The organism is uncultured Phocaeicola sp. (genome assembly GCF_948499155.1).
Lineage (GTDB): Bacteria > Bacteroidota > Bacteroidia > Bacteroidales > Bacteroidaceae > Phocaeicola > Phocaeicola faecalis.
In genome coordinates this window covers 1-12,833 of record NZ_CAOOSE010000012.1, presented here as the reverse complement: position 1 = coordinate 12,833, position 12,833 = coordinate 1, and the positions used below count along the sequence as shown (strand labels likewise).

Sequence of the window (12,833 nt, the reverse complement as noted above, 5' to 3'; positions counted from 1 at the left end):
TGTATTGAACAATGAAAAAATTTATATATACTTCTCTTTTGTCTTTGTCATTAATGGGAGCTATGACTTCATGTGACTTAGAGTCGCCTGCTCAGTCGGCAATGGAAGAACCCAATCTATTTACGGTAGAATCATTGGCTGAGGCCGCAGTAATGGGTATTCACCAGTCTTTCGGAGAAACCAACTCTTATCGCGGACGGTATCTTCCTTACTATGGAATCAATACTGACATCGAATGGATTAATAATATGGAAGCGTCTAAAGTGGCGGATGATGGCAAATATGAGCTTTGTACCTATGCCACCCGCGCCACGAACAGTCAGATGAATACCTCAAACAATGCTTGGGCTAAGTTTTACGAAGGAATCGAGCGTGCTAATTTGTGTATCCGCGGGTTGCGTACTTATTCCGACCTGACTGATCCTGCTTTTCAGCAATTACTAGGTGAAGCGATTACATTGAGAGCAGTTCTTTATCTTGATTTGGTGAAAGGTTGGGGAGATGTCCCGGCTCGTTTTGAACCGAATACTTCCGAAACCGTTTATCTGCCTCGTACAGACCGGGATAGCATTTATTTACATTTGTTAAATGATTTGGAAGAAGCGGAAGATTTGGTTCCGTGGCCGAACGGCTCTGCGGTTACCAAGAGTACGGAACGCGTCAATAAGGCATTCGTGAAGGGCCTTCGTGCACGTATTGCCCTTTATGCAGCCGGATACAGCCAACGTGCAGACGGTGTCCGCCGCAGTAATGACCCGAAACTGAGCGTTGCCAATATGTATGCTTTGGTAAAGGAAGAGTGTCTTGACATCATCAATAACAGTGGATGCCGTTTGGGTACTTTCAAAGATAACTTCTTGAAACTTTGTCAGGACAATACAGCAGCCGGAGGCGAGTCTATTTGGGAAATTCCGTTCTCGGATGGTCGTGGACGTGTTCTGTATACTTTGGGTGTGAAACATCAGAAGACCGACCAATATACACAACAGGCACAGGGTGGCGTAAATGGTCCGTTACCTTATTTATATTATGATTATGATGTGGAAGATGTTCGTCGTGACATTACTTGTGTTCCTTACGAATGGTCAAAAGACCAGAAGGATGGCAAAAGCTGGCAGACACCACGCAGCCTGAAAAGCTGGTGTTTTGGAAAACTGCGTTATGAATGGATGAATCGAGTGGTGACTTCTACCAACGACGATGGTGTGAACTGGCAGTATATGCGTTTGGCAGATGTTTACCTGATGGCCGCCGAAGCCATCAATGAGCTGGAAGGGCCGTCGGCTGCGGCTGCCTATTTGAAACCGATTCTTGACCGTGCACTTCCTACTTCCAAAGTTTCGGCTTATCTGGCTCAGGCCACTGCCGGCAAGGATGCTTTCTTCAATGCCATTGTTGAACAGCGCGCTTTTGAGTTTGCCGGAGAATCTCTTCGAAAGGCCGACCTGATTCGTTGGAACTTACTGAAAGAGAAGTTGGACGAAGCCAAAACCAAGATGTCGCAGTTGGCAAGACGGGAAGGCGCTTATGCCGATTTGCCCGAAAAAATCTATTATCAGACTGCCGCAGATGGTGAAACGTTGATGATTTATGGTTTGAATCATGGAGATACAGATGAAGAGGGAGCAGCTTTGGGGTATGAATCGAGTACAACATGGATTTCTACCGAAAAACTGACGGACGAACTTATCAATGTCCTGTATCAGAAGAACCCGGATGAAAACCAGTTCTGGCCCATTTGGCAGACTTTTGTTGACAGCAGCAACGGAACCTTGTCCAACGACTAATAGTTGATAAACACATAAATACCAAAATTATGAACAAGTATAAGAAATATACATATATGTTGGGGCTGGCAATAGCAGCCCTGACCGCCGCTTGCGATGACCCGGACGAAGAAATCACGAATATTGACTATGACCGTCTTTTCTCACCGGTCAATCTGGAAGCGAGAGTGACCAACCGTACCAATGTACGTTTGACTTGGTCGACTGTGAAAGGGGCAACCGCATATAACATTGAGGTTTTTGAGAACGACAGTCTGACTTTCGCCGGTTCGCCTGCAAAGACCATCAGCGGTGTGACTGCTGACCAGCTGCCTTATACAGTATCCAAGTTGGAGGGCAGTATGAAATACTCAGCCCGTGTGCAGGCTGTAGGCGAAGGAATTGCCGAATCCAAATGGAGTGGTGTTTATTTTAAAACAGATGCAGAACAAATATTTGAAGCGGTAAATGATGAAGATTTACAGGCAACCGGTGCTACTCTGAGATGGACTGCCGGTGAAGCGGCTACAGAAATTATTCTTACTCCGGGTGATATCACTCATACCGTGACTGCCGACGAGATAGCAGCCGGTGCCGCTACCATAACCGGATTGACCGGCGAAACCACTTATACAGCCAAGTTGATGAACGGAACGAAAGTACGCGGTACGCTGACTTTCACTACTTTACTTGATTTGGGTGATGCCATTGCCGTGACTCCCGAGGATGACTTTGCCGAAGTATTGGCGAATGCTGAAGATGGAGATGCTTTTGCGCTGTATCCGGGAACTTATAAAGTGATGAATACGGCAGACGGTGTGGAGTCAATAGCCAAAATTGCCATTTCGAAGAGTATTGAACTGAAAGCAGTCCGCCCCAACGACCGTCCTATAATCAATGGATGTATTACGTTGAATGACGGTGCGTCTCTATTGTTGAGACAGATTGTGATGGACGGTACAGGTACGGATGGCAGTCAGGCAATAACCTTCAACACAGCCGGTGCCACTTACAATGCGCTGACGGTGGAAGATTGCGAAATCAAGAACTATACCAAAGGTTTGTATTATCTGAATGTAGCTGCTATGGTCAATGAAATTGTATTCAATAATTGTCTGGTTCACGACATTGAGTGTGACGGAGGTGATATGTTGGATTCGCGCAAGGGAGCTATTAAAGTACTTACTTTGTCCAACTCTACTTTCTATAATAGCTGTGCGGCCCGTGACTTTGTGCGTTACGATGATGCCTCTTCTACATTTGCCGGTGTTACTCCTGCTATCAGCATAACCAATTGTACATTGGTGGGCATCTCTAATAATTCCGGTAGACGGTTGATGTATGTCCGTTTCAAAGGTAATCAGATAACCTTCAAGAACAATCTGGTAGCCTCGACTGCCAGCCTGTTCAGTAATCAGGCTAACACGGATGCCAATCCGGACTTTGCAGGAAACAATTACTTTGACGCTCCGACTGCCGGTTCTATTATCACCGGTTCGGGCGATACCGCTAAGGTAGTGGCTGAGGACAAGAGTGCCACCACATTAAATCCGGGCTTCAAGGATGCTGCCGGAGGTGATTTTACCCTGTCTGATGAAGACTTGATTTATAATCAGGTTGGTGACCCGCGTTGGTATTAGGATTTTTAGGATAAGACTATTTAAATAGTTACTTTTAGGCACGGATTATATGGATTTATGCGGTGACCCCGGTCAATCCTTGAATCCGTGCCTTTTTAATAGATATACATTATGATGAAAAAAATTATATTGTCGGGCTTGTTTTTATCAGTTGTAGCCTGCGGCAAAGGGAGCATAGACAATGGAGACCTGCCTGAAATACCGTTGGGACCGGAATCACCTGACAGTCCCGGTACACTGACAGAATATCCTGTTCCCGACCGTTCCACCATTTTAGCTTTCCCTGGAGCGGCAGGAGCCGGGCGCTATGTCAGTGGCGGAGCAGGGGGGGCTGTATATACAGTCACTTCACTTGCCGACGACGGGACGGAAGGCACCCTCCGTTGGGCTGTCGAAAAGAAAGGTACGCGTACCATTGTATTTGCGGTTAGCGGTATCATTGAATTGCAATCACCCTTAAAAATAAAGCATGGCGATGTGACTATTGCCGGTCAGACAGCTCCCGGCGATGGAATCTGTCTCCGTAATTATACCTTTTATATAGGAGCCGACAACGTCATTGTCCGTTTTATCCGTTCCCGCATGGGAGATGTGGCAAGAACGGAAGATGATGCGATGGGCGGACATTCCGGCAATAGGAAGATTATGCTGGATCATTGTTCTTTAAGTTGGTGTACCGATGAGTGTGGCAGTTTCTATGGTGCCGGTGAGTTTACGATGCAATGGTGTATTTTAAGCGAAAGTCTCACAAATTCCGTTCATGCCAAAGGTGCCCATGGCTATGGCGGCATTTGGGGAGGAGAGGGGGCTACGTTCCATCATAACCTGTTGGCACATCACAGCAACCGTACTCCACGTCTTTGCGGCAGCCGTTATACAGGGCGTCCTGATGCAGAGAAGGTGGACTTGCGCAATAATGTCATTTACAATTTCGGCAATGAAGGAGCTTATGCCGGTGAAGGCGGGTCTTATAACTTGGTGAACAACTACTATAAGCCGGGTCCTTATACGGCCACAAAATCCTCTTATGCCCGCATTTTTACGGCATACGAAGATGATGGGAAGAATCAGAATAAGAAAGGGACACACGGAGTCTTTTATTTGAAAGGAAATTATTTCGACTCTACCTGTCCTGCACTGTCTGATAAGCAGCGGAAGCAGCTGGAAGCTGTGAACTTGGCCAATGCTGCCGGATTCGTGATTAAGGGCAATTTTGCTCCGGCTTCCGAAGTTCTCTCTTCTGCCGAATTTCCTATTGCAGATACAAGTTTTACGGAAACCGCCCGGCAAGCGTATGAATCGGTGCTGGATTATGCCGGTGCTTCCTTGGCGCGCGATGCTGTTGACAGCCGTATTGTCAGAGAAACTCGTGAAGGGACTTTTACTTATACCGGTTCTAATGGCAGCAAGCTGGGACTGATAGACAGTCAGAAAGATGTAAAAGGCTGGCCGGAATACAAACAGACAGAAGTCTTGAAAGACAGTGACGGTGACGGAATGCCCGATGAATGGGAGGTGATACAGGGACTCAATCCGAATGATGCGTCAGACGGTGCGAAGTATAATCTGAGTCCTGAATATACCAATCTTGAAGTTTATCTCAATAGCCTTGTTGCAGGTACATACCCTGCCAATTAGGTATATTGTGTATGCTTGATGCTGTTTCTTGAAAATGTCGAAACTCCCATAAACTAAAAGTCACCCTTGCCACAGGTAGTTGTAGCAAGGGTGATGTCGATAAAAGGGGAGTTTTGACACATTCATCTCCAACAGTAACCGTTGTTTGAGAAAAATTTTACTTCCCGATTCTTTTATTCCTGTTTTTTAATTTTAGAGTGTTATTCTGTTAAAATGTGATTTATTTGAAAAGCGTATGAGTAGTCAATTATGGAATGATTGCCTTCATTATCCAACCATGCTTTCTCTTTATGGCTTTCATTTGAAATTTTTACAGCAGAAGTATGCTTGAATTTGTTTAATACAAGTTGCATTATTTCAAGTTCTTCTTCTGTAAACAGAGAAGGATTAAAGGATGAATCCGCATAAATAATACTCCCGATAAACCCATTACTTGTCTCTACCACATCTTTATGTAGTCCTGACAGACTTTCATAAATGGTTCCATAATTGATCGGAACAGGACCATAGGTGATTGCCCGATAACGTAAGCCGCTTATGCCCTGTGCATATAACTTATAGTGTGAAAAATCAGCGTAAAAGAGTAATTTATTAAGCTTCGTCTCAAAAACACCTTGCAACTGTTCGGCAAAGAACAGAATGAAGTGGCGCAATTTTTCTATGTCAAGTGATACATAACCGTTGAAATGTGATTTTGTTTTTGGGTGATTGCGGAAAATAAGTTCTTCCAGCCTGTCTTTTTTAGCTTCTTCTATCTGTATTTCTTCCACACGTTTTATCAACTTGGCTTTTTCTTTTTCTGAAAGAGCATCGCCGGCTTCATCTATTAAGCGTTTGAATGTATTTATATCACTTGCTCCTGAAATCATTTTGGCATTTGAAAGACTGGGCATCTCGCCATCTTCATATAAACGATATTGGTTATCACCAAAGCCCAACAGACGAGCCATCTTTATTGCCGATAGGCCGTATCTTTTGCGGATAGCGGTAATTTCGTCGGGAAAAGGAATCATATATTTTTCCCGATAAGCATTTTGCAATAAATGATAGGTTATCTCATCAGTCTCTGTTGTAGTATATTCTTCTCCTTTCTCATCTTTATAATAGAGATAAGGAACCGTCAATTCATTCTTTCGATAAGTAACTTTTGACATTTCACAATATAGAAATTGTTCTTTCATTGTTTTTTCCTTTCCTTCTTCTTGGGTTTATCTGTTTTTAAAGGATACTCTATTGGTTTTTCGGCTGGATGGAATGAGATGCATACCGGGCTGGTATCTGTCTTGCCTTCAGCTATTTTTATATAAGCTTCTTTAGCCTTTATCTTTTTCCCGAATTCCCACAGTTCTCCGTCATCATTTAAAAGGTTTTCATGCGGCCCCCGATAATAATTTTCAGGTTCTAGCCCCATGATGATTTTTTCTCTTTGTTTTGCGTCTATGCCTAATTCATCTAACGCTATGAAATTCTTGTTTCTATCTATTCTAAACCGAATACCAAATGTCTTTGCTTTGGTTTTAAAGTGTTTCAAGAATATTTTTACTGTTTCATATAAATGCTCCATCTATTTGTTTTGTTTTTGCAAAGATAGAATTTATTATATAAATACGCATTAATTCAACGAAAAAGTTGATAATGAGCAACTCTTTTACGTTTTACCTCCTGGAATCCTTTATTTTTATAAAAGTCGGTGGAGTTTTTGAAAAACACTTAAGTATCCTTTTGAAGTAATCCATTCTTTTCTAAACATTTCTAAGCTCCTCATTTATAATACCTTTACAACTTTTAATGCTTGCTTTTCAGGAGAAAAGGAAATGTCAATCGATACTTAACCGATTGATAATGTAGTGAATAAGATTTTCGGGGAAAGAAGAAAAAAAGTGTATCTCTTACTAAGAGATGCACCGAATGCAACCCTTTTTTAAGGGTTTGAAAAATGTGTATTTATCTGAAATAGAGATGATAAAAAGAGAGTACAATGGACTACCTGTTTCTACACCGCGACAAGCGCACCTTTACTTCCGAAAGGCAGAAGAATCTGCTCTTCCGGGCTGCCCATCTTTACTGGGAGCAGAAGTTTGCAGGCCGTAACGTGGAGCAGGCAAGGAAAGTCGATTGTGAGCTATATAAATATGTATTGTACTATTTGGAAGTGCGCCAGGTGTTCCTTGACCCGAAGCTCTCACTGAATAAACTGAGCGATATGATTGAAACGAACCAGACTTATCTGTCGAACGTGGTGAACCGCTACTTCGGCTGTCACCTGAAAGATTTGGTGAACGGTTATCGGGTGGAATATGCCAAGGAACTGCTCCGTTCAGGCAAGTGTCCGTTGGAGGAGCTGCCCCAACGATGCGGATTCCTATCGCGAAGTACGTTTTACACTTCCTTTAAAAAGGTAGCGGGTGTCTCTCCAAAAAGATATATGAAACAAGAACAGAGGGCTGTGCCCTCGGAACCTATAGAATATGTATAACCAATTTTAGTTTTTTAAATTTATAAATTTAAAGTTTTTCTATTATGAACAAAAAGTTTTTAAGTGCAATCCTGTTCGGAGCCTTAATGGTTTCGTCAACAGGAACATTTGTGTCTTGTAAAGACTATGATGATGACATCAAGGACTTACAGGAACAAATTAATTCTAACAAGGATGCGATTGCAGCTTTGCAGAAACTGGTGGGAGAAGGAAAATGGGTGACCAATATCTCTTCTATTGAAAACGGTTTCTCTGTAACCATGAGCGACGGTACTACCACCTCTATTACAGGCATCAAGGGTGCAGACGGAAAAAACGGTACTGAATGGACTATCGGCGAAGATGGTTTCTGGTATAAGGACGGTGAAAAGACCGCTTCTCAAGCTGTAGGTGAAGACGGAAAAGCAGGCGTTACAGCTCCTTCCCCAAAAATCGATGCCAACGGCATGTGGGTAGTTTACGAATGGGATGCCGCTAAGGGCGAATTTGTAGAAAAGACTACTGAAATCCCGGCTCAGGGAACCAGTGCATATGTAGTGGTAAAAGATGGTGTCTATGTGCTCCATATCGCTGACGAAACTGGTAAGTTCCAGGATATTACATTGCCTGCTACTTCTGATGCATTTGTAGTGGAAGCTGCGGCTGCCAAGGTGAATGTGAAATTTGAAACAGCGAAGTGGACTGAATGGAATGCTACAAAAGATGAGTCTAAAGCATTGCTGAAGGCTTTTCCGGGAATTGCTGACATTAAGAAGAATGAAACTGTAAAACAAGGTGGTAATCTGCCTTTGATTGTTACTCCTGCCACAGTTGAACTGACTGACAATTTCTCATACAGTTTGTTGGATGTGAAGGGTAAAGTAGCCGATATTATTGTTTCTACTCCTTCTAAGGGTTTGCCCGAAGGTACTACTTTTGTGGACGGAGCAATGCAAACAAGAGTAGCCGGTGCTAACGATTGTCTTTGGACTTTGAAGGTAGAACCTGCCTTTGATGCTGTTAAAAAGACTTATGCAGAAGTTGAAGATGCTTCTTTGCTGGTGGAAAATGCAAAAGGAACAGTAGTAAGAACTGCATTTGCTTATCAAGTGTATTCTGATGATATTAACAGCGATGTAACTATTACTCCTGCCAGCCCTGCATCAGCAAAATATGCAGAAACAATTGATGTGTTTGAAAAACCATCGGATACAGAAGAGGCTATGTTCACTTTGGCTAACCAGTATGACGGTTACTTTATTCTTGAAGCAACCAACGCTGTTCAGGTTGAGAAATACGGATTGTCTATTGAAGGCAGCAAGCTGACTATTGCTAAGATGCCGAGCAGTGACCTTTCTATTTCTGTAACATTGAAATTGACAGCTCTTGGTTTGAATGGTTCTGCTGTTTCTAAAGAAGCAACATTTACTATTTCTCAAGGTGTGGAAGCAACAGGCGAATTGGCTGACAAGTCAGTCACTTTGGCTGCCAAACCTGAAGATGCTGCATTGAGATGGAACATTGCAGATCTTGGTCTGAGTGCTGTTCAGTTGGATAATTTCTTGAACGGTGATGGTGCTAATGTGAAGTTGACTGCCACTCGTTATGATGCTGACACAGAAACTAAAAAAGTAGCTTATAACGCTGCCGTAACATTCTACAATGCTAAGGGTAAGGAGACTACTTACACTAGTGCTGACTCTAAATGGAATAATGGCGATGCAGTGACATTCGGATTTGATTTGGATGCTACAGCTGAAAGTGCGGCACTTATTGGTTATACAGTAGAAAAGTTCTTGCCGAAAGAATATGTATTGACATTGACTTCTACAAATGGTAATACTGTTATCTTCTCTGCAGAAGCTACATTGACTGTTTCTAATCCGACTACTGCTATTAAATTGAATCCTGCTTTCGTAGAAAATGGAATTCTGCAAATTACCGGTGGTAAGTCAATTGCTACTGATGATGAAGTGAATTATACATTAACCGAAGGTATCATTATCGATAAGACTTATATTACAGGTGATATTAGTTCGGTGACATTTAAAGATTTGGATAATGCTAATTATGTAGAAGAAGGTGGTAGTGATAACACTCATTTTGCATTCCCGAACTGGATTGAAACTTCTCCGAAATTGAAAGCTAATAAGTGGGATGATGATGAGGAAGTAACGGATGCCGAGCAGCAAATGTACAAAGTACGTAAGGTTCGTGCTACTTATCCATTGTTTGGTAATACCGATAATACCGTAGACTTTGATTTCGAAGTTATCGTTAAATCAGAAGTTTATAGCGAAGATGCTTCTAAGGCAATTGTTATGAATGAAGATAAATTGTCTGCTGTATATGGCGGTAAAGACAAGACTAATCAGATTGACATAACTAAAGCTATAAAGAGCAATGTATTTGTAGCGGGTTCTGATAAGGGTAAGACTTATAACTTGTTTGCTGTCAAAGGTGGCGACATTAAGGTTAATGGTTATCAATATGGTACTATTCCTTCAGTAGCCAGTGCAGATGGTAAACTTAAGTTTGCTGTTGATGCGAATGATATGATGATTGAAATTGCAGTTGCAGATATGAAAGCCTTCGGATTCAAGTCTGACGCAATCTTGAAAGCACAGCAAGGAACAGCTAAATATTATTTGTTGGCTGCAAATACAGCAGCCGACGGTGATGCAGATTCTAAAGAATATGTAGGTGTTAAAACTCTTGCTGAGATTTGGACTGATAACGATGATGTTTTGAACAAATATTATGTAAAAGCAGCTGACCATGACGATTATTATGTTCGTAAATATGAAGATAATGCACCTGTAAAAGTTGCGGATGATGATAAGGCTATTTATGACTTATTTACAACTTATGCAGGCAAGGTTAATTTTGCAGTAGTGAAAGACATAAAAGTTGGAGAAACAGCAGCTACAGAAGCCAATGCTAAGATTAAAGCAGTTTATTTGAAGGTGGTTGATCCTGAATATGCAAAAGTTCTGATTAAGGATGTAGAAAACTTTGATGGAACTCAAAATGTTAATGAGTTTGTAGGCAGTACAATTATTACAGCTGTTGATGAATTGTCAGAAGGCGTAACGGAATCTGCACCTGTTGAAATGCAACTTATTGTAGTAGATGCTTGGAATAAGACTATGACTGTTCCATTTACTATCACTTTGAAGACTAAGTAATTATTACAACCTGAACAATTTCAAGCCAGCCTTCTCTTTAGTGGGAGGCGGCTTCAAATTCTCAGTTGAGAATTATATCCCATTCAATCGGGAAGTGAATATCTCCGGTAACGGATTCTATTCACTTCCCGATTTTTTTATTGAACTTGATTGAAACGATTTTCTTGGTTCATGCACAAAAATCCTTGAGCGTAAGCGCACTCAATGGGCATCCTGTCACAATCCGGATGGAAAGGAAAGGCGGATATCTGGCATTCCATTAGCTAACACATAGAACTTAAGGGAAATCAAATTAGGTAAAAAGAGACTGTAATACAGATATACAAGCACTTTTTAAAATTGGTGGTCTCTTTTGCTGTCGTTAAATATCGCTTAATTTAATTCGTCCCAATTTTAATGAGATACTAATGAGAAATGGTAGAAAACAATTTTTTAGGAAACTTCTTTTATTTAGAAACCTTTATTCCATTTATCTGCCAATCTTTTTTAGCCGTTCCTTCTGTGAAATTAACTACTTTCGTTTCCAAAGGTAATGCTTCAAATATTAGGCTGACTTCTGCTTGTCCGCTTTCCGGTAAAAAGAAATGCTCGCCAGGAGTGATTCCTATAGCTCCTTTTAGAGTATATGATACCCCCTTTTCATCAACTAATTTAGCATTTGGACTTACTTGTATCCAATATTTAGGAGTATAATAAGCATTAAAGTGGACAATGGTAGCTGTATCAGTCAATTCTACCTGTTTTATCTCTAGAATATCAGTATTGGTTGAAGTTATAGACGGGTAATTTACGATTCTTGTGTTGCCACGTTGCATAATACTCATTTCGTGTTTGGGAGTATCCAAATATCTACGCATTTTAAATTTCAAACTGCCTTTGCCATATCCTGTCCACATTTGCATAATTTGCCCATTCGGAGAAATAAGCACATAATTAGGAATACCACGAACACCGTATTTAGCATATAATCCGGCTGTTTGTTTCAGATCACTTAAATTTGGCCAAGTCATTTCATGTTGTGTCGAAGCCTCCTTCCATCGGCTCTTGGTGTCAGAGCTAATACTAATAACAGTCAGTCGGTTTTTATATTGTTCTTGAATCTCTTTCATTTCTGGCAGTGCCATGATACAAGGGCCACAACCGCTACTCCAAAAATCAAGCAGCATATATTTTCCTTTAAAATCTTCCAAATGATAAATTTTCCCATTTAAATCGAATAGATCGGCATCTGCCATATCATCTCCTTCTTTAACTACTGTAGGAGGAAAGAGGTTTACAGTTATTGCCTGTCCTATCGTAGTGGCTTTTTGTTCTTCATTTAGTCTGTTATATAAAGCTAATGTTTCTTCTTTATAAGAGAATTTTGGATTATACTTAACAGACATACTTAATTTATTTAGCTTCTCCATCCATACACTAGAAATAGGAAGTTTTTGCATCAACTTTAATTCTCTATTGCTGATTATTGCCGATATGCTATCTTGTTTAGCTTCTAGTATTTTGCATTCGGTTTCTGAAGTACAGCTTTTTTCTTTAATTACCAACCGCTGGTACTCATCCCATAAATCGCGTGAATCCATAGTAAAATTATTGTATTCTTGCTGTTCTTTAACAGGACTATTAACCTCCCAAGTATAAATTAAAGTATTTGTACCTGTCACTTTTATTTTAGCATTTGGAGTTGCATAAATTTTCAGTGACATAGGAGGAAAACCTTCTTGACGAGTACACATAAGAGATAATATATCCAGACCACTTTCTCCTGCTTTCCGTTTGAAATAGAAAGTTCCGTTATGTATGCTATCCATAGCAACTGTACTTCCTACGTTCCCGTCAAGTAAAAATAGAGAAACAAGAGTTCCTTCTTTTACACCTTCCACTTTACCTTCAATCGTATATTCTTCTTGTGCTTGTGCAACAAGAGAGGCAAATAAAAGAAGGCTGCTAAATAGTAATTTTCTCATGATATTATTTTTTATTATAGATTAGTGTACAAGGTAGAGCTTTTCTTTATAGACTGCTTCAATCTTTATTATTCTTTAATATTTTTGCATATTATAGAGGATACAAAACGAGCTTTCGCTTGTCTAATATGCCTAGCATTCCACCACCCTATACACATTCCCCTTGGCAGTATGCACCCGCT

The 12,833-nt window shown here is 41.0% G+C and carries 8 protein-coding genes; 5 read left to right on the top strand and 3 right to left on the bottom strand.

The window, feature by feature from the left end; genetic code table 11:
* The first annotated feature begins 11 nt into the window (after positions 1–11).
* The 3 genes from QYT14_RS10330 (at position 12) to QYT14_RS10320 (ending at position 5,044) form a co-directional block, all read left to right on the top strand.
* Positions 12–1,787 (top strand): RagB/SusD family nutrient uptake outer membrane protein, encoded by a 1,776-nt coding sequence (locus QYT14_RS10330; RefSeq protein ID WP_237039819.1) that lies wholly within the window; start codon positions 12–14, stop codon positions 1,785–1,787.
* 29 nt (positions 1,788–1,816) lie between these two features.
* Positions 1,817–3,406: a fibronectin type III domain-containing protein gene (locus tag QYT14_RS10325; protein ID WP_288326041.1), complete on the top strand. Its 1,590-nt coding sequence runs from the start codon at positions 1,817–1,819 to the stop codon at positions 3,404–3,406.
* Positions 3,407–3,520: 114 nt separating this feature from the next.
* Complete coding sequence (locus tag QYT14_RS10320) at positions 3,521–5,044, top strand: pectate lyase (protein ID WP_288326083.1); 1,524 nt, start codon at positions 3,521–3,523, stop codon at positions 5,042–5,044.
* A gap of 200 nt (positions 5,045–5,244) precedes the next feature.
* Here the strand turns inward: QYT14_RS10320 and QYT14_RS10315 are convergent, their stop codons facing one another.
* Both QYT14_RS10315 and QYT14_RS10310 read right to left on the bottom strand, forming a co-directional pair.
* Positions 5,245–6,225 (bottom strand): type II toxin-antitoxin system antitoxin SocA domain-containing protein, encoded by a 981-nt coding sequence (locus tag QYT14_RS10315; RefSeq protein WP_288326039.1) that lies wholly within the window; start codon positions 6,223–6,225, stop codon positions 5,245–5,247.
* Positions 6,222–6,608, bottom strand: a complete 387-nt coding sequence (locus tag QYT14_RS10310; RefSeq protein WP_288326037.1) for a toxin — start codon at positions 6,606–6,608, stop codon at positions 6,222–6,224. The genes QYT14_RS10315 and QYT14_RS10310 overlap by 4 nt, the downstream gene beginning before the upstream one ends.
* Positions 6,609–7,022: 414 nt before the next feature.
* On the opposite strand from QYT14_RS10310, the gene QYT14_RS10305 reads away from it, so the two are divergent.
* Both QYT14_RS10305 and QYT14_RS10300 read left to right on the top strand, forming a co-directional pair.
* Positions 7,023–7,520, top strand: a complete 498-nt coding sequence (locus QYT14_RS10305; RefSeq protein WP_289307604.1) for an AraC family transcriptional regulator — start codon at positions 7,023–7,025, stop codon at positions 7,518–7,520.
* 44 nt (positions 7,521–7,564) lie between these two features.
* A complete protein-coding gene (locus QYT14_RS10300; RefSeq protein WP_289307185.1) occupies positions 7,565–10,687 on the top strand; it encodes a PL29 family lyase N-terminal domain-containing protein in 3,123 nt (1,040 codons plus the stop codon).
* A 446-nt stretch (positions 10,688–11,133) separates the two neighbouring features.
* Here QYT14_RS10300 and QYT14_RS10295 read toward each other — a convergent pair whose 3' ends face one another.
* Complete coding sequence (locus QYT14_RS10295; RefSeq protein ID WP_289307163.1) at positions 11,134–12,651, bottom strand: TlpA disulfide reductase family protein; 1,518 nt, start codon at positions 12,649–12,651, stop codon at positions 11,134–11,136.
* Between the last annotated feature and the right edge of the window lie 182 nt (positions 12,652–12,833).

What these genes read in the sequence shown, in the direction of transcription:
- QYT14_RS10330 (WP_237039819.1), top strand. Translation starts at nt 12, where the DNA reads ATGAAAAAATTTATATATACTTCTCTTTTGTCTTTGTCATTAATGGGA.
- QYT14_RS10325 (WP_288326041.1), top strand. Translation starts at nt 1,817, where the DNA reads ATGAACAAGTATAAGAAATATACATATATGTTGGGGCTGGCAATAGCA.
- QYT14_RS10320 (WP_288326083.1), top strand. Translation starts at nt 3,521, where the DNA reads ATGAAAAAAATTATATTGTCGGGCTTGTTTTTATCAGTTGTAGCCTGC.
- QYT14_RS10315 (WP_288326039.1), bottom strand. Translation starts at nt 6,225, where the DNA reads ATGAAAGAACAATTTCTATATTGTGAAATGTCAAAAGTTACTTATCGA.
- QYT14_RS10310 (WP_288326037.1), bottom strand. Translation starts at nt 6,608, where the DNA reads ATGGAGCATTTATATGAAACAGTAAAAATATTCTTGAAACACTTTAAA.
- QYT14_RS10305 (WP_289307604.1), top strand. Translation starts at nt 7,023, where the DNA reads ATGGACTACCTGTTTCTACACCGCGACAAGCGCACCTTTACTTCCGAA.
- QYT14_RS10300 (WP_289307185.1), top strand. Translation starts at nt 7,565, where the DNA reads ATGAACAAAAAGTTTTTAAGTGCAATCCTGTTCGGAGCCTTAATGGTT.
- QYT14_RS10295 (WP_289307163.1), bottom strand. Translation starts at nt 12,651, where the DNA reads ATGAGAAAATTACTATTTAGCAGCCTTCTTTTATTTGCCTCTCTTGTT.